Raw genomic sequence first — 21,911 nt, 5'->3', positions numbered from 1 at the left:
GATTTTACGCATCCGTTGCACGCAACCATTCTCCTCCTGATTCTAGCAGACGCCCTGCAGGCCGGATATAGCCGCAAGCAAAGCAATGACTGATGCATGACCGATGCGGCCGCGTCATAGGTCTAACAACCCAAGTCATGTGACGGACATGACGAATCATGGTGACAGAGCGCTAACCAAATGTGCAGATCGCGGACAGTTAGGGGATAAATGGAAATAGGCGAAAAAAAGAGCAATTCCGAAGGAATTGCCTTCGAAATCGCCCTTTTAATATTTACTGCACCCGATCAGCCGCGGCGCACGCACACCGGTTTGATCATATGGTACTCGCTGCCCGCATGCTGCGGAAAGCCGTCGTCGTCGATGCGCATGACGACGATGTTGTCGCCGTTCTGGTTGGCCGCGAGCAGCCAGCGGCCGTCCGGAAGCGCCAGGAAGTGGCGCGGGAAGTGCCCTCCGCTTGGCGTATGGCCGACCAGCGACAAGCAGCCGTCTTCCCCGACGCGGAAGGAGACGATGCTGTCGTGGCCGCGGTTGGAGCCGTATACGTAATTGCCGTCGGCCGACACAGCTACCTCCGCGCAGTAGCTCTCCCCGCCGTATCCCTGCGGAAGCGCGGATACGGTTTGCAGCGGCTCGAGCGAGCCTTCGTCGGCGTTCAGCCTGAACACGATGATCCTGCTCATCAATTCGTCAATCAGGTAGACAAACGGACGGGTCGGATGCAGCGCAAGATGTCGCGGCCCCGAGCCCGGCGTCACGTCCGTCTCGCGCACGGCCTCGAGGCGGCCGGATGCAGCGTCCAAGCGGTACGTGTAGATCTTGTCCGTCCCGAGATCGCAGGACAGGTAATAAGACGTGCCGGGCACCGCGTAGATCGAATGCGGATGCGGGCCTTCCTGGCGCTCTGCGTTGACGCTGCCCCCTTGGTGGGCGATCGACTGCACCGGCTCGCCCAGCGCCCCGCGCTCTCCGATCGGGTATAGACTGATATTGCCGCCCGTATAATTGACAAGCGCAAGCCAGGCTCCCGACGGATCGATCGCAAGATGACAAGGAGCGCCGCCCTGCGAAGGCTGCCGATTGATCTCGGTCAGCGTATGCGAAGCCGCATCGTACGCATAGGCAACGACTCCGCCGGCCGGGTCGGTCTCGCTGACCGCGTAAAGCATGCCCGACTCGGAATGGCAGGCGAGAAACGAAGGATTATCGATGCCCGCGGCGCCGCCGATCTTGGTCAGCGCGCCGGAATCCGCGTCGAGCCGCAAAATATGAATGCCTTCTTGCTCCGCAGACTGATACGAACCGACGAACAGCGGTGCATAGGACTCCGACATATGAACCTCCTAAGTTATCGTTGCGAATTTGGGGCAATTTACTTGAGCAGCGAGAGCATCTGAACGACGGGTCTTAGGTCTCCCGTGAGAGAAGCCTCGCGGCTGCGAAGCTGCGACGAGCCGTCTCCATCGAGAAAGATGCCGTCCGCCAGCGCAGGACGTCCCTGCCGCCCAAGCAGCTCGAGAATCGCGCCGCGAAAGTCGGCTAACGTCCCACGATTCTCGCTGACAACGAGAAAAAGATTGCCTTCTTCGTCGTAAACGGCACCTGAGCGCAGGCGAGGCTCGTCCATGAACGGCGCATGCTCGGCAATCGCCTGATCGTGCCATGACGCGTCTTGGCCGAGGCTCATCGAGATCCCTCCCTGCGCCCAATAGCGTGATGGATCCGATACGCTTAGCTCCCCCGGCTTGCTCGCGACCTGAACGCTGAGCCGCTCCGACACGCGATCCCACACAAGCGTACCCCGGGCGTACTTCACATTTTCCGCACCCGATCCGAAGCCGCCCGTCGCGCTTCCGTCTCCCGCGACAGGCACGCCGTCGACGACCGCCATGCTGAGCAGCGAACTGTCGTAGAAGAAGCCCCCGTTAATGCCGTAAAAGGGCGCGATCGCGACATTGTCGCGGATCACGGTAAGAGCCACGTTGGAGGGCTCTGTCTGCAGGTAATGGAGCGTCATGCCGTTCGCGGCCGCGGCGGTGCCGTAATCGTAATGCGAAGGGGGATTCGGGATCGGCTTCGCCTGCAATCCCGATCGGCCGTCGCCCGTGCGCAGCACGAGGAAAGCCAACAAAGCAAGCGCGGCTGCAAAAGCCAGCAGAATGACGCCGATCCGCAGGATGCGCCTGCCCCGCTGCCCTTCCGTGCGCTCGGCCTCCGGCAGCGGAACCGGCCGGCTGCCGGCAGGCGCTGCGCCCGGCCGCTGCCCTTCGTTTGGCTTGGGCGACGTGTCCATCCGCCCGGCCCTTTAGCGGCCCAGCGCCCGCAGGCCCAGCGCCAGCGCGCCGGACAGACCGGCGTTATCGCCGAGACCCGGCGGCACGATATAACCGTCAATGCCCGCTGCCAGCGCGTCGGAGTGCACGTAGCCGTTCAGCGCCTTCAGCACCTCGGCGCGCACGAGCGGGAACAGCTGCGGCTGATGCATGACGCCGCCGCCGAGAATGACGCGCTTGGGCGACAGCATGAGCACCGCGTTAGCTACGGCTTGGCCGATATAGTAAGCCTCCATCGCCCAGGCAGGGTGATCCTGCGGCAGCTCGTTGCCCGGCACCTTCCACCGGCCTTTAAGCGCAGGGCCCGCTGCGAGCCCCTCGAGGCAATCTCCGTGATAAGGGCAGAAGCCCTCGTATTTGTCGTCCGGGTGGCGCCGCACGAGCACGTGGCCGCCTTCCGGATGCACGAGACCGTGCACTAGCTTGCCTTCGGCATAAACGCCGACGCCGACGCCCGTGCCGATCGTATAATAGACGCAGCTGTCGAGTCCCGCCGCGGCGCCCCAGGTCGCCTCGCCGAGCGCGGCCGCGTTGACGTCCGTATCCCAGCCCATCGGCACGTCGAACTGCTGCTTCATGGCCGGGAGGAACGGATAACCCGACCAGCCTGGCTTCGGCGTCGTCGTCACGTAGCCGTAAGCCGGACTTGCCTCGTCAATATTGATCGGACCGAAGGAGCCGATGCCGATCGACTCCACTCCCTTGCCTTTAAAATATTCGAACACTTGCGCGAGCGTCTTCTCCGGATGCTCCGTCGGGAAGCTCACCCGCTCTTCGATCGTACCGCTCTCATTGCCGATGCCGCAGACGAACTTGGTACCGCCCGCTTCGATTGCTCCAATACGCATGAAAAAACGTTCCTCCTATGTATCTGCTATATGTCCATTTTACTCTGAACCGAACGTCGAGTTCAACGAAGCGCGGCTTGTTCGCCCTCATTCCTCGCCAGTTCCGCCGAACAACGCGAAAAGGAGCCCTATGTAAGGGCTCTGCGAGGGCTCTCTTGTCTTGCAGCTTAGGCGCAATGAATCATCGGAATCCCGCTAACGCGATCGGATTCTCCCTCCGATCAGGCCTCCCGATCGCCAAAGCGTAAGGGACGCCCGCAAATCCGGTCGACCGCGGACGCCCTTTTTTCCGGAACACGAGCTTGCGGCCCGTCCACGTCTCGTCGATCTCGCATGCCTTGACGTCGGACAAGCCGCATGCCGCGCCGATCCTCGTTACGTCTTCTTCGCCGACGTCGGTATTTAACAGCGTCCGCCCCTTCGGCCAGGACACCCAGAGCATGCCTCTGGACGACAGCTGCCCGGCCAGCAGGGGGATCCGCTCTTCCAGCTTGGCCTGCGTCTTGACGAACAAATGAATAAAATCGATCGGCCCGGCCGGCGTATCCAGAAACCGTATGCCCGCGGGCGACGGACCGAGCGAGTCCAAGTAGATCAGCGGCGCGCCTTCGAAATAGAGCCTTTGGTAGGGCCTGAGCCCCAGTCTCTCGGAGAGGGGTTTGGTGGAATAGCGGGACACGCAAAGTCCTCCTTCTCGTCTGCTCCCCCTATCATAGCCCAATCCCCCGCCGCCATCAGTCACACCTGTCGTCCAAATGGTCACCGAAAAGCGTGACTCCAGTCACGCTCTTCATCGCGCCGCGTCATGTGACCCGCTGCTTTTCAGGCTTCAACAGCCCCATCTCCATGCACACCTGCGTGAGCAGCTTTTTGTCCCCCTCGGCAAACGACACCCGGATCGCCTCCGCGTCCGCAGACAGAATGACGCCAGAGCCGAATGTCCGGTGCGAGACCCGCGCCCCGGCTTTCAAGTACGCGGGCAGCTCGCCCTGCCAAACAGCCGTCGCAGGCGCCGATGTCTGCGCGAGCCGCCCCGCGACGCCGGCGCCCGGCCGCGACGGTGCGCGCGGTGCGCCTGCGCTTCCCGCATGCCCTGTGCTTCCTGCATGCCCTGTGCCTCCTGCATGCCCGGCCCGTCCCCCGCTGACCAATCCCGATGGGCCGGCTGAAGACCGCGTGCCTCCGGCTTCGCCCGCCGCCGCGCCAAAGCTGCGGACCGCCGTCATAAAGCGCGACTCCTTGACCGCCGCGCCGTCCTTCTTCTGATAGACGACGAGCTCCAGGTGCCGCTTCGCCCGTGTCATGCCGACGTAGAACAGACGCACGGCTTCCTCCATGTCGGCCGCGTCGCCCTTGTCGTACTTTTTGATGTCGTCGTTCGAAGGAATGACGCCCTCCGCGAGATCGATCATGTACACCCGGTCGAACTCGAGCCCCTTTGCGCTATGAAACGTCGACAACGTCACCGCCTCCGGATCCCGGCTGCGGGAACGGGCGCTGCGCAGCAGCGTCTCCAAATACTTCAGCCGTTCTGCGAAGTCGGTCATCGAATCCAGGCCGTCCGCGATGTCCTCTAGCGTGTTGAGCACGCCGAGCAGCATTTCCTGCCGGAAACCGAACCGTTCGCACAGCCGCTCGATGGCCCGTTCATAGCCGAGGTTGTAGCGGATCGTGCGGATCGCCTGCCGCGCGTTCATCGCCTGCATCCGGCCGAACGTATCTTTGTTCTCTTTGAGCTGCTTCACCTGGTACTCCTTGAGCGGCACCCGCTCGATCAGCGTGTCGAAGACGGACGCCGTTCCCCCTCCGATACGCAGCAGCGCGTTCATCTGCTCCCGCGTGATGTAGCCCGCGAGCTTCGGATAGATCTTCTCGAGCAGCTCGGGCCTGCGGTCCGTATATGCCATCCGCATGAAGTTCAGCACGTCCTCTACCACCCAGTGGGAAAAGAAGCGCTTATCCCCGTCCTTCAGGTTAAACGGTATGCCCGCCCGGTCGAGCGCATTGACGAGCACGAGGGCCGACGTATGGTTGCGGTACAGCACGGCGGTCGTACCGAAAGGCGTGCCCGCGGCCGAACCCGTCAGCGCCGTCGTCACGTATTTTGCCTGCGCCTTATAATCGGCCAGCATGCGCAGGGAGACGCGGCCGCCGGACGGATTTTTCGTATACATCGCCTTATCGTAACGGTTCTTGTTGCGCCGGATAAAGCGCGCCGCCGTCTCCACGATCTCGGGCGCGGACCGGTAGTTGCGCTCCATCTTGAGCACCTCGGCCGCCGGATAATGCGACTTGAAGTCGAGCAGATACCCGGGCTCCGCCCCGCGCCAGCCGTAGATGCTCTGATCGTCGTCGGCGACGACGCACAGGTTGCCGTGCGAAGCCGCCAGCAGGCCGACGATGCCGAACTGGACGAGCGAGGTGTCCTGGCTCTCGTCGGTCATGAGGTAGTCGTACCTGTGCTGATAACGGCGCAGCAGCTGCGGGTCCTCGGACAGCGCGAGGTGGCAGACCGTCAGCATGTCGTCAAAATCAAGCAGCAGCCTATCGGTCCCCTCGCGCTTGTAGCGCTCATAGGCGCGCAGCAGCTTGTCCGCATCCTTCAGCTCGCATTTCGCCTCGCTCCACCGTTCCTCGGGCAGCATTTTATTTTTAATATAGCTGATATAAGTCGTCAGATCCTCCATCTGATCCTCGGTCAGATTCCCGCCGCCCGTCATCGTCCGGTAGAGCTGGCGCAGGATCGGCTTCTTGTGCAGCACCGGCAAGTCCGCCGCGCGCAGCTCGTCCTCTGCCTCCTGCTCGATCTCGCCCTCGATGAGCTGGTAGGCTTCGCCCCGCGCACGGTAATACGCGCGCACCACCTCGAAGGCGAAGCTGTGGATCGTCGAAAAACCGACCTTAGCGCCGGCGAGCTCGGGGAACAGCGCCGCAAACCGCTCCGACATATCCCGCGCCGACGCCCGGCTGAACGTCACCGCCTTGATCCGCGCCGGGTTGACTCCCTTTTCCGCGATCAGGTACCCCGTCCGCATCATCAGCGTCGTCGTCTTGCCCGACCCGGGCGACGCCAGCAGAAGAAGCGGCCCCTCGGTATGAAGGACCGCCTGCTTCTGGACTTCGTTCAATTGGACGCCGGCTTCCCGCCGCTTGCGTTCAAAAAATCGTTCGTGATTCGTCGTCGTATTCATAGTTTCGATTATAACATGAAGGGCGTGGGAACCAGAACGTCTGATCGTGAAATAAGGAATGCCGGTATCTGGAACCATCCTGCTAATCCTCAACAATCCTTGGCTTAATCGTGCGCAGCGGCATCCGGTTATTCGCCGGCAAATTCCGCGAATCTTACGCACACCGGCTTGGACACACGCAGCTCGCTGCCTGTAGGTATCAGCTTGCCGGTGCCGGCGTCGCGGCTGAAGGTCACGATGTTGTTGCCGTCCCGATTGGCGACGAGCACGAACCGACCGTCTGGAGAGACCGCGAAGTTGCGCGGATGTCCGCCGAGCGTCGGCGCGTATTCGACCGGCTCGAGCAGGCCGTTCTCCGGATCGATGCGACAGACGATCAGGCTGTCGTGGCCGCGGTTGGAGCCGTACAGGAACTTGCCGTCCGGAGACAGATGAATGTCGGCGCAGGCGTTGTCGCCCTCGTACGAATCGGGCAGCGTGGAAAGTGTCTGCACGACCTCGAGCTTACCAGCTTCCGCATCGTAAGCGTACACCGTGAGCGTGCTGTTCAACTCGTTAATGCCATACCCGAAAGGAAGCTGCGGATGGAACACGAAGTGGCGCGGTCCCGAGCCCGGAGCGACGCCGGTCTCGCTATGGCGGGTCAGACTGCTGCCGGGCAGATCCACCTTGTAAAGGAACACCTTGTCGAGTCCCAGATCGGACACGGCGGCATAAAGGTTGTCGCGGTCGACGATGACCGAGTGAACCCGCGCCTGACTCTGGACGGGCAGCGCGCTCGTTCCCTCGTGCCGGTGAAGCTCAAGCGTCGGACCGATATGACCGTCGTCCCGAGCGGCCGAGACGCCGAACAAGCCGCCATGATAGCTCGCTGTCAGGATAAGACGGTTGGTCCGGTCAAGCGCAATGTGGCAAGCGGTCGCGGGAATCGTCTGCGCTTCGTCCAAGCGTTGGAGCCGACTCTCGGCGGAGTCGAAACGAAACGATGCGGCTGCGCCCCGGCGCGTGCCTTCGGCGTCTTTGACTTCGGTGAGCGAATATATCGTGTGACTTTCTTCGTTTACGGCGAGGAAAGTCGGATTCTGCAGTCCCTCCGCCTGGTCGAGCAGCGTCAGCACGCCGGTGCGCTCATCGTAAGCGCAAGCATACAGGCCGGGCCCGTCCGCATCCGCGTAGGAACCGATAAAGGCAAATGTTCGTGTCGCCGTCAAGGCAAGACACCTCCAAGTTTCGCTAATCTAGTCGCGCTTGGCCTGCATTTTATCACGATTCACCGGGGAAAGCACGCGGAGCGGCTCTCAATTCATTCTGCATTGTGCTACTATATACCGCTTCAAAAGCGCATTACTCGGTTACAGTAATCAACTAACTACCATATGCACAGCCCTGCGTTCCTCCCTTATAACCGGACAACTTAGCTGCGGCCTCGTTTTCCGCGCATTCAGGGGTCGGGAAGCAGAGTAACACGGAAAAATTGCCTCGGAAACCGCCGCCTGGGAGCAAAGCTACACGGAAAATTCGTGCTACTCCCTGGGAAACTGCCGCCGGGGAGCAGAGTTATACGGAAAAACCGTGCTACTCCCTCGGAACTGCCGCCAGGGAGCAATGTTACACGGAAAATCCGTGTAACTCCCTCGAAAACCGCCGCCGGGAAGCAGAGTTACACGGAAAAACCGTGCTACTCCCTCGGAACTGCCGCCGGGGAGCAGAGTTATACGGAAAAACCGTGCTACTCCCTCGGAACTGCCGCCAGGGAGCAATGTTACACGGAAAATCCGTGTAACTCCCTCGAAAACCGCCGCCGGGAAGCAGAGTTACACGGAAAAATCGTGTAACATTGTGCTGCTTCCTTCGAGTCGCCCAAAAAGAGGCCGATAAGCGCCTAGGGGCACTAACGCGAAAAAGCCGAGACCGCCTCCGGCCCCGGCTCCCCCTCTTCCCGCTAAACCGCGCTTCTCTTGCCTGCCGCCGCGGCGGCACGGCGCTCCGGCCGGCTGCCCGCCCAGTAAACAATCGAGGCCAGCAGGACGACCGCCGCCATAGCCGCGAACATCGTCCGCCCCCCGTATTCGCCGAGGAGCCAGCCGCCGGCCCAGGGGCCGATGAATTGGCCGAGATTGGTGAACGTCTGAGCGCCGTAGTAGGCGCCTCGCAGATGCTCGGGAGCCAGCTTGTCCAGCAGCATCGTGGCGGCCGGGTAGTTCAGGATCTCGCCTACGGTGAACAGGATCATCGCGACAACCTGCAGGGCAAACGTCTCCGCATAGCCGATGCCGGCGAGCCCGAGCGCAAAAAGCAGGTTGCCCGCATGCAGCGCGAACAGCGGCGGACGCTTGTTCGCCAGCCAGCCGAGGGGGAGCTGGAGTACGATGACGGTGACAGCGTTGATCGTCAGCAGGTAGCCGAATATGCGGTCTCCGTGACCGAACACCCGGTCCAGGTGCGGCGCCATGTTGCCGAACAGCTGGCTGTATCCGATGCCGACGACGATCCCGCCCAGCAAAAACAGCTGCAGCGCAGCGTCCCGCATGATGACGCGTCCGGCGTCCGCGATCGTCGCTTTTCCCGCCTGCTTGCCGCCCTCGATGTCCTTGATGTCGAAGCCGATCATCATGATATAGAGCGTGACTGCATAGACGAAATAAATCGCTCCCGTAATGATAAAAGCGATCCCGCCGTTCCCCAGACCGAGCCAGACGCCTAGCACCGGTCCGATTGCGACGCCGACGTTGGCCATCAGGTAGCGCATGGAGAAGACTTTCATCCGGCGGTCCTTCGGGGTGAGATCGGCCATAAGCGCAGCAGGACGACCGGGGAGTCGGTCAATGCGAAGCCGACGAACACGCCGCTCCATGCGAACAGGGAGGTGAACATGACCAGACGGCGGCTGTAACGATCGGACAGTGCGCCGCCGAGGAAGCCTCCGAACGTGGCGGCCAGCGCGCCGGCGCCCACGATAAAGCCGATCCCGCCCGGCCCCATATCCGTATGCGCGGCCAGATACAAGGCAAGAAACGGCATGCTCATCGAGGTGGCGACGCGGGCGATCATATGACCGATAAGCAGCGAAAATACGATAGGGTGATAGGAGGCCAAAAATCCGCGAAGTCTGTTCAAGCTGGCTGCACCACGATTCTGCGATAGTAAGCTTCTATCATAACGGATGGGCGCAGCGTTGTAGATAGGGATTATGTTCCATTTTTGAACAAATGATTAATTTTTAAACAATCGGTTAATCTATGATTGATTCGTGGTTGATCCATGGTTGATTCGCGGTTGATTCGCGGTTCATCCATGAGGCGTTTTTTCAGATACAATTTCCCCGACTTAGCTCACTCCATATTCATCGCCCGCAAATGATGCTCCAGATGCAGCACGTAATCTTCCGCCCATTGCTCCAGCGTGACCGTCGTTCCGTCCGGACGCGCAAAGGTCCATTCGCTTCCGCCCTGCGGCAGCCCCGCCCACACGTCGGCAATCCGCGAATTGAGCGCGAGCCACAGGCTTAGCACATGGTCGTAGGAAGCCGCCTGATAACGCTGTCCGCTCACCCAATCGTCCTGCGCGTATGGCGTCAGCGGCAATGGCTGCGGCTCGATCCGGATCCGGACGAATCGCATCAGGTTGTGCAGCGCCGAGTCGCACAAGTGTCCCAGGATCTCCAGCTCGGACCATTTGCCCGGCCCCGGGCGCGCCTTCAATCGTTCCTCGGACCTGTCCGCCAGCAGCGGCGGCAGCTCCCGGATCCACCCACGTAGCCTTGCTTCCGCCTCGCGCACCGTCATCGATTTTGTCATTCAAGTTCGCTCCTCTTCGTTCCGGAATATGAACTTGATTGTAGCGAATCGGGCGATGACGCAAGATGAATGTTATCGATGGCGATTATCGGCGATGGCGATGCCAACCGCTATCGCTAGCCGCCACCTCTATCTCCACTTTTCGGTCCACGGCTTCATACCACCCATTCCCGCACCAGAAAGCAGGCGCCGAGCGCGATATTCAGCCAGCCGGCGAACCGGGCGAACTTCTCGTCCTTCCGGTGCCCGGCCTCCCTGCACCGGCGCGCATCCACCAAGAGCACGAGCGCGCCGCCCAGGAACCAGATCGGAATCGAAAACGCATAATAATTGACGCCCTGGACAAAAATCGGCATGCCGCTCGTCCTCCCCTCGAAAAGATTACTCTGCTTTCATGCCGATGCGGCGGATTTTCATGTCGATGTGGATCTCGTATCCAATGTCCTTGTACATGCGCTGCCAACGCTCCTTGGTCCCCACGTTCCGGCTCCAGTAGCCCGGCGCCTTGGCTCGGACATACTCCCCCAGTCCCAGCACATCCGAGCCGAGCGACTGCGTTTTTCCGATGAACGACTCGATCAGCTTCGCGGCACCCTTTTTCTGGCTTTCCTCGATCTCGTGGATTACAGTCGGGTCCTGGATATCCAGTTCGTCATTGAGTTTTTCCTCCAGATTGAGCTCGAAGGAGACGTTAAATTTAAAATAAGGCTTACCGTCCCGAATCTCGAATGTCGTTTTCGCTTCGCGGTGCGTGACGTGCGTCATCACCTCCGTGTTCCTGATCTTTACGAAGGCGCTATACCCGCCCGGATTGTTGCCCTTGAGGGCCATATACACGGCGATATCGAGCGGCAGCGTCGCACCGACCATCTTGCTGTCCTGAAACAGCGCCAATCCCCGCGTTTGCAGCGACTGGTTCTTTTTTAACTGGACGTAGGGAAGGAAGCCTTCCTGCCCCAGCTTGGCCTTGCGGCTCCAGAAGAGGCCGATGTAGTCCTGCGGAAATTTCCCCATGCGGATACCTTCGTCGAGCGTCGTCATCAGGTACAGCGAAGGGACCCGTTCCAGCTTCGGCGAAGCCTTCATGAGCGACAGCGCCTCTCCCTTGGATACCATCATCCAGGCCATCCGCCGCACCTCCGAGTTGCGGTGAAAGTAGTCGTCGACGTTGTCCAGGCCGAACCGGGCCATCTCCTCCGACACGACAATGACGCGCAGATGACCGAAAAAGAGCCTGGCGGACAGCTCCTGCTGCAAATTCATGAGCGCATCGTTGACGGAATGACCGACGGCGTCGAGCACCCACACGGTCTTTTGCGGATCGTTGCCTCCGCCGCCCCCCCCGCTCTCCCCGGGCCCAAGCGGAATACGCCCCGGCAGCGCGATTTGCACGCCGACGCGGATCAAGTCCGACCCCGGAGGACCAAGCCCCCTCACGTAGTGAGTGACCGCTTCCTCCTCGCTCTCGTCTTCCGGCGGCACTTTGTCGATCGAGATGCCCAGCACGATGGCCCGGTCTTCGATCTCGGTCCTGTCCCAGCATCCGCACAAAAGCCCCGTTACAGCCAACAGCGGGACAAGCCGGGCAGCCAGGCGGGCGACCCGTTTCCAAGGATACAGCCCGTCAACGCTCAAGCGTGCTCCCTCTTTTCTTGCGCAAAATGGCGATCAGCAGCAGCAGGCCCGGGTAGGCGATCGTCAGGCCGAGCCCGATCCGCCCCACATACAAGACAGCCTCGTACATTTTGACGATATTGGTCGGCACCATCGCAATCACGAACACAAAGGGGAGCAGGAAAAACGAAAATATGCGGGGCTCCTGAAGACGAAGCAGTTGCGCGAGGGAATGCGTCGTCAAAAAGTAGCTGGAGAGCAGCGTCGTAAAGACAGCCGTGACCCATACCGCCAGAAAAGCGCCGTCCAGCCGCTCCAGCACATTGGCGGGCAAGGAAGTCGCCTTGGCCAGCTCCAGCGTCGGCCAAAGGAGCACTCGGATTTCTTCCACGCCGAAGACGCCGATGACGGCGATGACGATGACGACATACAAGCCGCCTGCAATCAGAATGGAGTAAAAGCTGACCGCAAGCGCCTTCTTGGGCTTGCGCATAGCGGGAATGATAAGGGTCATGACAAAGGAGCCCTGAAAGAGCGCGGCGATCTCCACGATCCCCTCGACCATGCCGCCCGGCTGGTTGCCCCAGACCGGTTGAAGATTGAGCGGCTCCGCATTTTTGAGCGACAGCGCAATAATCATCAGCACGGGCACGAGCAGCAGCGGGACATAGAAAAAATGGATGTATACGAAGGTAGACAGCGTATTGCGGGTGGAGATAGCCGCGAGCATCAGCATGACGATGACCGTCACCTCGACCGGCGTCTGCTTCAAGACCGACGTGACGACGACTTCGCCGAACTCTCTTGCCGTGAGCGAAGTGAGCAGCGCAAAAAACAGGATGACGCACGCGCCGATCGCGCGAGCCGGCCACTTGCCGATCAGCCGCTCGCTGTACTGAATGATCGTCTGATCGGGAAAACGCATGCCCAGCACAGTGATGAACAGCAGTCCGATCAAGGCGAGGACGCACGCCAGCAGCGTCACCAGCGGACCGCCGGTATCGGCCGCCCGAACCGCGAACAGCGGCAGGGGAAGCACGCCGACGCCGATGATGGTGCTGACCAGAACCGCCGAAGCCTGCGTGGCGGTAACATCCCGCGTTGTCTTCGTCATGGCTGTCCTTCCTTTGCGGTTGATGGGGTAGAGGCGTCGCCTTCCCCGCCGTTCGTCTCGGGCGGCTCGGTCATCTCCGGTCCGACACGGACGGAATCCTTAGGCTTGAGAAACTCGGGCCGTCGCTTCATCCACCAGAGAGGTCCGCGGATGAGCACGTCCTTCATCCCTTCGAAGTTGACCGGCACAAGCGGGCTCAGATAGGGCACGCCGAACGACTTGAGCGACAGCAGATGGTTCGCGATCAGGATCAATCCGATCATGACGCCGTACAGTCCGAATATGCCGGCGATGATGATCAACGGAAAACGCAGCAAGCGAAGCGCCAGTGCCGCGTTGTATGCCGGGGTCGCAAAGGAGCCGATCGTCGTCAGGGCAATGATGACGACCGTGATCGGGCTGGCGAACCCTGCCGCCACGGCTGCCTGGCCGATGACGAGCACGCCGACGATGGACAGCGCGCCGCCGACCTGCTGCGGCAGCCGGATCGTCGCTTCCCGCAGCACCTCCATCGAGATCTCGATGATCAGCACCTCGACGACCGCCGGCCACGGAACGCCCGCCCGGCCGCCGGCGACCGCGACGGCGAACTCGGTCGGGATCAACTCGGGATTAAACGAGATGACGGAGACATAGATTGAAGGAAAGACGAGCGAAAACACGAGCGCCACCAGTCTCGCCATCCGGATCGCGCTCATCTGCAAGAACCGTTCGGTGTAGTCCTCGACGGCCTGGTAGAACTGGTTGAACACGGTCGGCACGATCAGCGCCAGCGGCGAGCCGTCGACCAGAATCGCGACTCTGCCTTCAAGCAGGTTCGCCACGACTTTGTCCGGCCGCTCGGTATATTGGACCTGGGGAAACGGCGACCACTGGTTGTCCTCGATGAACTGCTCCAGGTAACCCGAATCGAGGATCCCGTCGATGTCGATCGCGCCGATGCGCCGTTCGACCTCCGCCAGCAGCGCCGGGTCCGTCAACCCGTCCATATAACAGATCACGACTTTGGAATGCGTCTTGCGCCCGATCGTCAGCTGCCGCATCCGAAGCTCGGCAGATTGCAAGCGGTAGCGGATGAGCGCGAGATTCGGGCCCAGCGGCTCTACGAAGCCCTCGCGGGGTCCCCGGATGACCTGCTCCGTACCGGGCTGGTCGATGCCGCGTTTGTCGATCTGCCGGGTGCCGATGACGAGTACGCTGGTCGAGCCGTCGGCGGCCATGATCGTATCCCCGCGAAGAAGGACTTGGATCAGCTCGTCGAAGTCCTGCGTATCGCTGCAGTCGGTATGCCACAGCGCTTCGTTCGCCAGCCGTTCCAGCAGCTGCGGGGCAGTCCATTCGGACGTGTCCAATCCGGGAGGCGCGCTCATCGCAGGCTTCAGGATCGTTTCGTTTATCGCCGTCTGATCGAGCATATTGGGAAAAAAGAGCATGGCTGCCGGAAACGACCCGAAGATGCGGAATCGGCGAATCGACAGCGTCGTATCCGTGCCGAGGACGCGGGCGACCTCGTCGAGCAGTTCGTCGAGCCGCCCGTTCAGCGGCTTGCGGACCAGCGATCCGTCTTTGCGCCCCGCATCCGGCCCGGAAGAGCCCGTCGGCGCACGGCTGCCTCGCTTGGGCTTGCCGGACAGCAGATGCGTACGATTTCCGAACAAAGGCAATGCAAGTCTCTCCCTGAAGGCTGACGTGGATGCAGAGTGTTATGCAGTGTCGGCTAAGCGCGGTACGTTTAAACCAGTCCGTCCAAAGTAGACGAGAGATCACTCGGGAGGAATGCGCATGTATACGTTTTGGGAGCCCGTCATCGAGATTTTGTTCCGGTTCCGCAAGCCCAAGCGGATCGTCGAGGTCGGCGCGGGCCACGGCTTTCACACGCACCGCATGCTGGAGTATTGCAAAAAGGAGGACGCCGTCCTGTACGTCGTCGAGCCGACCGATTTTCCCGCCTGGATGTTCCTCAAGACGAACTACGGCGACCGCCTGCGCCACATCCGGGACTACAGCCTCGACGCGCTGGCCTACCTGGAAGACTATGACGCGATTCTGCTGGACGGCGACCACAACTGGTACACCGTCTATCACGAACTGCTGGCGATCGAACGGACCGCGGAGCGAACGGGCAAGTTCCCGCTCGTGCTTCTGCATGACGTGGGTTGGCCATACGGCAGGAGAGATATGTATTACTTTCCGCAGACGATTCCCGAGGAGTACAGGCAGCCGAGCGCACTCCAGGGCGTGGAGCCGGGCAATCCGGGGCTGCTGGAGCGCGGCGGGCTCAACGATATCGTTCACAACGCGGTCGAGGAATTCGGGCCGAGAAACGGGGTATTGACGGCGGTCGAGGACTTTCTGGCGCGGACGAAATTCGAGCTGACGTTCCGCCATACGATGAGGCAGCACGGCCTGGGCATCTTGCACGCGAAGGAGCCGGCACTCGATCATCTCGTGCCGGCGCTGCTCGGCGAGCCGGTCGGGATATAAGCCTAGTGGCTCACACCGACGCCAACCTGCCTTCCAGATAGGCCCGGTTTGCTATAATCCGATCGTCATCCGGCAAAAAAGCGGCGGCGCGCTCGTTCTCCTCGCGGGCGAGCGCATACTCGCCGAGCCGGTCATAGCAGACGCACAGCTGCAAATGCGGCAGCCAAGTCCAGCAGGCATGATGCAGCAGCGCGCTCGTGTCTGCCGGCATCTCGAGCCCGGCCGCCATCCGGTACCACCAGGCGGCCTCTTTGTACTGATTTTCCGACAGGTAAAACAACCCCAGTCTGCAGCAATTCTCCGCGCGGGGAAGCGCATAGGAGAACGACTGCAGCGCCTTCTCCCTGGCGTGCTGGAGACGGCCGAGATGGAAGTAGCATTCCGCCGCGCGTCCGCAGGCGCCGATTCTGTCCTCGATCCACGTGTTCCCCAGCGCCAGGAATGCCTCGTAACGCGCCGCAGCCCGCTCCCAATGCCCGTGATCGAACAGCTCGTTGGCATAGTAGTACGTGTCGCGCGGGCCGAATGCTTCCCCGTCCGCTTCCTTGCGCTCGTATAGCCGCAGATTGCGGTCTGCGTTCGCATGCACCCTGTCATGCGTGATTCGGACCTCGCTGCGCCAGATCTGGCCGTATACCTCCAGATACTCATGCACGACGCCGATCCAGCGAAATCCCATGCTGCGCCGCACGAGGCGGTTTCTTCGCAGGCTGCTGATGACGTTCCCGTAGGCGTCGCGCCCCAGATCGTAATGCATGGACACGGCATCCGTCCCCATCGGCAGCGCCGCAACGAGCGCTCTAAATTGATTGCGGTCCGCAGGCAGCATGACGTCGTCCGCATCCAGCCACAGGATGTATTCCTGCGTCGCCTGGCCGAACGCATAGTTGCGCGCCTTGGAAAAGTCGTCGACCCACTCGAAATCGCGCACGCGATCCGTGAACTGCCCGGCGATCTCCTTGGTGCGGTCGGTAGACCCCGTATCGACGATGACGATCTCGTCCACCAGATCGGCAACGCTGGACAAGCAGCGCTCAAGCGTCTCCTCCTCGTTTTTCACGATCATGCACAAGCTGACGGTGACCGCGGACTGCCAGGCATACAGCAGATCCGTCAGGTCCGATCCCCATTTGTCGATGCCCGCCTGCCGGTTCAGCGCGAGCTGGCGGCTGGTCCGGTCGGGATCGCCTTCGAACAGCGGAGGCGGCGGCGTATAACGGACGAAGCTGTCCTGCGCGATATATAGAGAGCAGCCGGCCGTGAGCGCGCGATAACAGAGGTCGTCGTCCTCGTAAGACTCCAGGGCGAACCGCTCGTCGAAGCCGCCGAGCTTGTCGAAGACGGACTTGCGCGCGGCCAGCGAGAAGCTGAGCAGCCTCGAGGTCCGGCGATAGCCGCCGCCGCGGCCTGCCAGCGCCGCCCTGCCTGAGCGGTCCAGGGTCAGCATGATGGCGGGATCGACTGCCGCATGCTGGGCGCCGCTGACGCCGTGGCTGAGCGGGCCGGCCAATGCCGCCTTGGGATCGGCTGCCAGACAATCGACGAGCGGCTCCAGCCAATCGGGAGATACGGTCGCCGAATCGCGGAGGAATACGATGTATTCTCCGTCCGCCTCCGCAGCCCCCAAGTTGAAGCCAGCAGCCACGCCCGCCCGGTAGCCGGTTTTCAGCTCGCGCGCCGCGCCCTTTTCTCCGGCTTCGGCCGCAAGCGCCGATATCTCCGGCTGCGCGCCGTCGTTGACGACGATCAACTCGTAAGGCAGTCGCGTGCGAGTCGCGATCGCTTCCAGGCATTCCTTTGTCAAAGACGCATGCTGGGCCAACAATACGATGCTTACGGGCTTCATCGCGCGCCTCCTTTGACGGCCATGTATTCGCGGACAAACACGGCGCGGTCGGCATCATAGGCGCCGATGTCGAACGCATCCCCGCAGTCGTGCAGGCAAATCGGCTTCGCCTGTCTCGCCACGCCGACCTTGTAGCCCGCCCGGATGAACTCTAGCGACTGGGAGCTGTCGTAAAAGTGAAAGCCGTGAAACAGGTCGTCCCGCCAACGCAAATCGTATTGCGTCGCCATGAACAGCCCGTCGATCGCTTCGGCGTCTTCGACGCCCTCATCCGTATCGCAGCCATGCGCGAAGCGCAGGAGCCGGTCGGCCCCTCCCCGGCGCTCCAGCACCTGGCCCGAGAGACGGTCCGCATCCCACCAGATCCCATGGAGCGGCAGCGCCGCGCATCCGGCTACCCCGAGCAAGCCTAGCTTCAGGTCGGCACGGAACAGATCCAGCAGCCGGTACAGCAGTCGCTTGTCGAGGATCATCGTGTCCTGGTGCATATAAATCTTGTACCTGGCCGGATGTCCGAGCGCCTGATTGTAGCCGCCGGCCATGCTGCGCGCATGCTTCACGCTCAGCACCTGAAGCGTGAAGCCGTCCGGAATCTCTAGCTCGTCGATATGCCGCCTGCATCGGCCGAACAACGCTTCGTCGTTCACGCAGACGACGAACAGGAAGCTTTGCGTTTCGATCATGCCTCTCCCCTCCGCTCAGGCCGAAGCCGGGATCGGCACGGCCAGGACGACGTATTGATAGGCGGTGGCCTCCCGCTCCAGAAAGCCGCCGATCCTATGCTTGGCGCACAACCCGATGAGATCGGCCAGGAGCGGCGCGTAGACATCCATCCGGACCTCCACCCGCTCGACCATCGTTACCGCGTAACCGCACTCCACGAACATCCGCACGATTTCGCCGATCGTAAAAAAACGCAAATGCGTCTTGTCCAGCAACCCGCGGTCCTCATAGGAGAAGCTGCCTGCGAGAAGCGGCCCGATCACGCTGATATGGGCTAAATTCGGCAGGCTTGCAAGAATCGCGCCCCGCGCGTTCAAGTACGGCTTTACCTTTCGCAGCACGGCCCAAGGATCCACGAGATGTTCGAGGACGTCCCCGAACACGATGCAATCGAATTGACCTGCGTCATAGGGCAGCTCGAGCGACGCGATGTCCCCCGACAGCACGTGATCGAGCTTCTCCCGCGCGACGTTCGCCGCTTCCGGGTACGCCTCGATGCCGCTCACCCGAATGCCCTTGTCCTTGATGAGCGCGCCGAGTCCGCCCTCCGAGCAGCCGACGTCGAGCACTTCGCGCCAATCGTCTTGCACATGCTTGAACAGATGGGGGTTCGCGCCCCCGTAGTACCCTGCCGGCTTTTCCGCATACATCTTTTGCGTACCGTCTTCAGTCGCTCGGCTCATCGCGGTCCCTCATTCCTTTTCAAAAATAGGTATCTTTCGGCTCCTGCCGTCGTAGACATGGTGAACTAGGTCAAGATCGATGGGAGAGACGGCGCATGCTGACCAGCATCGTCATGGCGACATTCAACAAATTGGCGTTCACGCAGGAATGCATCAACAGCATCCGCCGGCATACCGAGCCCGGCGCCTACGAGCTGATCGTCGTCGACAACCGCTCGACCGACGGCACGCAGGATTGGCTCCGCGAACAGGAAGACGTCCGGCTCGTGCAGAACGACGACAATCTGGGCTTCACCGCCGCCTGCAATCTGGGCATAGCAATCGCGCGCGGAACGGACATTCTGCTGCTGAACAACGACACCGTCGTGACGTCCCGCTGGCTGTCGAACATGCTGGCTTGCCTGTACAGCGCGGACGATGTCGGGGCCGTCGGCACGGTCACGAATTACTGCTCCTACTATCAATCCATCCCGGTCGACTATGCCGACATGGACGGGATGCAGGCATTTGCCGCCGATTACAACCAGTCCGACCCGACACGCTGGGAAGAACGCCTCAGACTGATCGGGTACAACATGCTGATCCGCAAGGAAGCGCTGGACCGGGTCGGCCCGCTCGACGAGCGCTTCTCCCCGGGCAACTACGAGGACGACGACCTTTCCTTGCGGATCCGTCAGGCCGGCTATCGGCTGCTGCTGTGCAAGGACACCTTCATCCACCACCACGGCAGCGTGTCGTTCGGGGAGGCCCGCGAACGCTTTGCGGCGCTGCTGCGGACGAACGCCGCCAAGTTCGAGGACAAGTGGGACTTCGTCCCCGGCGACGCGACGTATATCCGGTTCGATATCGTCGAGCGAATCCGGCTGCCCCGGGATGAGCCGCTGAACGTGCTCGAGCTCGGCGCCGGCGCCGGCGGCACGCTGATGCGCATACGCGGCAGCTATCCCGGCGCCAGACTGTTCGGCGTCGAGGAGCGGGCGGGCGCCGCCGCTGCGGCCGGCTTGTTCGCGACGATGTTTCAGGGAGAGACGACGGAGGCCTATCCCCTGCTCCCGGACGGTTACTTCGACGTCGTGTTCCTGAACCGCCGGCTCGACGCGTTCCCCGACCAAGCGGAGGCGCTGCGGCGGACGCTGGCGCTGCTGAAGCCTGGCGGCGTGCTGCTGGCGGTCGTGCCGAACCTGCTGCAGCCGTCCCTGCTGTACGCGCTGTTGGACGGGACTGTCCCGCGGGAGCGGCTCAAGGCGGCAACGCTGCCGGAGCTGTATACATGGCTCGGGCAGGCCGGCTTCGAGGACGTCTGGATCACGGGCATTTACAATGATATGAGCGAGACCGACCGGCATATTCTTCTTGCGGCGAATTCCTTGCGCGGGCGGCCGGCGCCCCTGCACTTCGACATGAGCGAGTACGTCGTGCGCGCGGTACGGCCGGCGAGACGCGAGGGCGATGCGGGTAGCGTGGGCGGTGCGGGGAGCGTGGGCGGTGCGGGGAGCGCGGACGACGCGGGGAGTGTGGGCGGTGCGGGGAGTGTGGGCGGTGCGGGGAGCATGGGCGGTGCGGGGAGCGTGGGCGGTGCGGGGAGCATGGGCGGTGCGGGGAGCATGGGCGATGCGGGGAGCGTGGGCGGTGCGGGGAGCATGGGCGGTGCGGGGAGCATGGGCGATGCGGGGAGCGTGGGTGATGCGGGGAGCGTGGGTGACGCGGGAAGCAAGAACGGTGCAGGTAGCGTGGGTGACGTGGGGAGCGAAGAGCTCGAGCACGATAGCGAGACAGGTCATGTCGAGGGAAATATGAGCGAGCTTGCAGGAACCAGGAGTAGCGAAGGAAATATGAGCGAGCTGGTCGGGGCCGGGGCTAGCGGAGGAAATAAAAGCGAGCTTATCGGGGCCGGGGCCGGCGGAGGAAATAAAAGCGAGCTTGGCGGGAACGGGCCCGGCGGGGGGAACGGCAGCGATCGCGAATGCAAGGCGCGAACCGAGCTCCTCGACGGGTTGGGCGCCGGCGTCATGACCATATTAGAGTTGGCGGTGCTGCTCCGGGGTAAGCGAACCGTGGGTGCCCCGGTCTGCAGCAACGAATCTAACGCTTGCAGCAAACGCGGCACGCCGATGTGCCGGTGCGGCGGTGTCACTTCACGCTCGCGATGACCTTGGGTCTGTAAACGTCCCGCGTATCGTCGCCTGCGTCGCTCCTTCGCCGTAATACCTGCAAATCTACATCTTTTTCCGCCGATTTCGGCCCTTTTAAGCAGGATAACTGCAAAAGCGCAGTTATTTTACGCCGTCAGCCGGATTTGCGGTAGCGTCAAGAAGTTTGTGTAAGTAAGGCATCTCATCGTTATACGCATGTAGATGTCGAGAAGTTGGGGGACGCAGCCCAAGCGAAGGCGCGGGAGTTCTATTCCGCTTTTTCCATTGCATGAGCAGGGTATCGTTCCTCAAACATCACAGCGAGTTTTTTCTTTACAACAGGATCGCCAAAGCCGCGGATGACGCGGTTCTCGAAGCGTTCGTTGTAGTCCACGGCTTCGAGATAAACAATCTTTTCGGCAGCGTCCATGTTGGTCAGGCTGTTCATCGGTTTCAGACGTTTTCGGATTTCTTTGTTCATCCGCTCGATTGGATTGGAGGTGTAGATGGCGTCCTTGATTAAAGGCGGATATTTGTAGAAGGTCAGCAGCGTCGGCAATTGTTCCTTCCACGCTTTCATTTCTTTGGGGTACAACTTTCCCCATTTGGCGGTGACGGTATCGAAGGCGGCGAGCGCCAAGTCATGGTCCGCAGCCGTGTATATGGTCTTGAGATCGGCAATCACATCCGCGCGGTGCTGAACACGGATCTTGGGGAACGTAGCTCGAACCTTGTGCACGACGCAGTGCTGCACGTCGGCCTTCGGATAGGTCTCGCGGAAGGCCTCCTCGAGTCCCGACAAGCCGTCAAATACGCCGAGCAGGACTTCTGTGGCGCCGCGGCTATACAGATCCTTGAGTACCTCGCGCCAACCGTTTGAGCTCTCCTGGCCGCCGACGTAAAAGCCGAGGATTTGACGGCGTCCATCCTCGTCGACGCCCATGGCAAAGTAGATGACTTCGCCGCTCACGGTGCTGCGTTTCAGCTTGACGTAGAGACCGTCCAAGTAGATGACGGCATAACGCTTTTGCAGTGGACGCTGCTGCCAGGCCTGGATGTCTTCGAGCACGGTTGCCGTAATGTTGCTAATCGTTGTAGGCGAATAATGGCTGCCGAACATACCCTCAATAAAACGAGCCACGT

17 protein-coding genes and 1 pseudogene are annotated in these 21,911 nt (G+C 61.5%); 2 read left to right on the top strand and 16 right to left on the bottom strand.

From position 1 onward, the window contains the following. Positions 1–287: 287 nt before the first annotated feature. From ACFOTD_RS28145 to ACFOTD_RS28090, 12 genes and pseudogenes are all read right to left on the bottom strand, one after another. Positions 288–1,337: a lactonase family protein gene (locus ACFOTD_RS28145; RefSeq protein WP_378123279.1), complete on the bottom strand. Its 1,050-nt coding sequence runs from the start codon at positions 1,335–1,337 to the stop codon at positions 288–290. 38 nt (positions 1,338–1,375) lie between these two features. Continuing rightward, a complete protein-coding gene (locus tag ACFOTD_RS28140; protein WP_378123278.1) occupies positions 1,376–2,296 on the bottom strand; it encodes a hypothetical protein in 921 nt (306 codons plus the stop codon). Positions 2,297–2,308: 12 nt separating this feature from the next. Then, positions 2,309–3,184 (bottom strand): ROK family protein, encoded by an 876-nt coding sequence (locus ACFOTD_RS28135; protein ID WP_378123277.1) that lies wholly within the window; start codon positions 3,182–3,184, stop codon positions 2,309–2,311. Between the two features lie 181 nt (positions 3,185–3,365). Further along, positions 3,366–3,863 carry a hypothetical protein gene (locus ACFOTD_RS28130; RefSeq protein ID WP_378123276.1) on the bottom strand — a complete coding sequence of 166 codons (498 nt, stop codon included), beginning with the start codon at positions 3,861–3,863 and terminating at the stop codon, positions 3,366–3,368. A gap of 124 nt (positions 3,864–3,987) precedes the next feature. Continuing rightward, on the bottom strand, positions 3,988–6,375 hold the full coding sequence (locus tag ACFOTD_RS28125; protein WP_378123275.1) for an ATP-dependent helicase: 2,388 nt from the start codon (positions 6,373–6,375) through the stop codon (positions 3,988–3,990). Between the two features lie 128 nt (positions 6,376–6,503). After that, positions 6,504–7,586 carry a lactonase family protein gene (locus ACFOTD_RS28120; RefSeq protein ID WP_378123274.1) on the bottom strand — a complete coding sequence of 361 codons (1,083 nt, stop codon included), beginning with the start codon at positions 7,584–7,586 and terminating at the stop codon, positions 6,504–6,506. 731 nt (positions 7,587–8,317) lie between these two features. After that, positions 8,318–9,396 (bottom strand): annotated as a pseudogene (locus ACFOTD_RS28115) (MFS transporter). Positions 9,397–9,707: 311 nt separating this feature from the next. Continuing rightward, positions 9,708–10,172, bottom strand: a complete 465-nt coding sequence (locus ACFOTD_RS28110; RefSeq protein ID WP_378123273.1) for a DinB family protein — start codon at positions 10,170–10,172, stop codon at positions 9,708–9,710. 155 nt (positions 10,173–10,327) lie between these two features. Next, on the bottom strand, positions 10,328–10,528 hold the full coding sequence (locus tag ACFOTD_RS28105; RefSeq protein WP_378123272.1) for a CLC_0170 family protein: 201 nt from the start codon (positions 10,526–10,528) through the stop codon (positions 10,328–10,330). A gap of 25 nt (positions 10,529–10,553) precedes the next feature. Beyond that, positions 10,554–11,807, bottom strand: coding sequence for a Ger(x)C family spore germination protein (locus ACFOTD_RS28100; protein WP_378123271.1), 1,254 nt, complete (start codon positions 11,805–11,807; stop codon positions 10,554–10,556). Beyond that, positions 11,797–12,900 carry a GerAB/ArcD/ProY family transporter gene (locus ACFOTD_RS28095; RefSeq protein ID WP_378123270.1) on the bottom strand — a complete coding sequence of 368 codons (1,104 nt, stop codon included), beginning with the start codon at positions 12,898–12,900 and terminating at the stop codon, positions 11,797–11,799. Before ACFOTD_RS28095 ends, ACFOTD_RS28100 begins: the two co-directional genes overlap by 11 nt. Further along, entirely contained in the window at positions 12,897–14,564 is a 1,668-nt protein-coding gene (locus ACFOTD_RS28090; RefSeq protein ID WP_378123269.1) for a spore germination protein, read from the bottom strand. Before ACFOTD_RS28090 ends, ACFOTD_RS28095 begins: the two co-directional genes overlap by 4 nt. A gap of 118 nt (positions 14,565–14,682) precedes the next feature. Between ACFOTD_RS28090 and ACFOTD_RS28085 the strand changes: the two genes are divergently transcribed. Beyond that, a complete protein-coding gene (locus ACFOTD_RS28085; RefSeq protein ID WP_378123268.1) occupies positions 14,683–15,384 on the top strand; it encodes a class I SAM-dependent methyltransferase in 702 nt (233 codons plus the stop codon). Between the two features lie 10 nt (positions 15,385–15,394). On the opposite strand, the gene ACFOTD_RS28080 is transcribed toward ACFOTD_RS28085, so the two are convergent. Genes ACFOTD_RS28080 through ACFOTD_RS28070 form a run of 3 tightly spaced genes read right to left on the bottom strand, consistent with a single transcriptional unit; the run spans position 15,395 to position 18,636 of the window. Continuing rightward, on the bottom strand, positions 15,395–17,230 hold the full coding sequence (locus ACFOTD_RS28080; RefSeq protein WP_378123267.1) for a glycosyltransferase: 1,836 nt from the start codon (positions 17,228–17,230) through the stop codon (positions 15,395–15,397). Then, on the bottom strand, positions 17,227–17,910 hold the full coding sequence (locus tag ACFOTD_RS28075) for a glycosyltransferase family protein (RefSeq protein ID WP_378123339.1): 684 nt from the start codon (positions 17,908–17,910) through the stop codon (positions 17,227–17,229). The genes ACFOTD_RS28080 and ACFOTD_RS28075 overlap by 4 nt, the downstream gene beginning before the upstream one ends. 18 nt (positions 17,911–17,928) lie before the next feature. Continuing rightward, complete coding sequence (locus ACFOTD_RS28070) at positions 17,929–18,636, bottom strand: class I SAM-dependent methyltransferase (protein WP_378123266.1); 708 nt, start codon at positions 18,634–18,636, stop codon at positions 17,929–17,931. A gap of 95 nt (positions 18,637–18,731) precedes the next feature. Here ACFOTD_RS28070 and ACFOTD_RS28065 point away from each other — a divergent pair, with 95 nt between their 5' ends. Continuing rightward, entirely contained in the window at positions 18,732–20,786 is a 2,055-nt protein-coding gene (locus tag ACFOTD_RS28065) for a glycosyltransferase (protein WP_378123265.1), read from the top strand. Positions 20,787–21,036: 250 nt separating this feature from the next. Here ACFOTD_RS28065 and ACFOTD_RS28060 read toward each other — a convergent pair. Continuing rightward, positions 21,037–21,911 (bottom strand): IS256 family transposase (locus ACFOTD_RS28060; RefSeq protein WP_378123264.1); only part of this gene is annotated, 875 nt, incomplete at its 5' end.

Origin of the sequence: Cohnella sp. GCM10012308 (genome assembly GCF_042649185.1) — a bacterium.
Classification (GTDB): domain Bacteria; phylum Bacillota; class Bacilli; order Paenibacillales; family Paenibacillaceae; genus Cohnella.
This window is presented reverse-complemented; position numbering and strand designations above follow the sequence as displayed.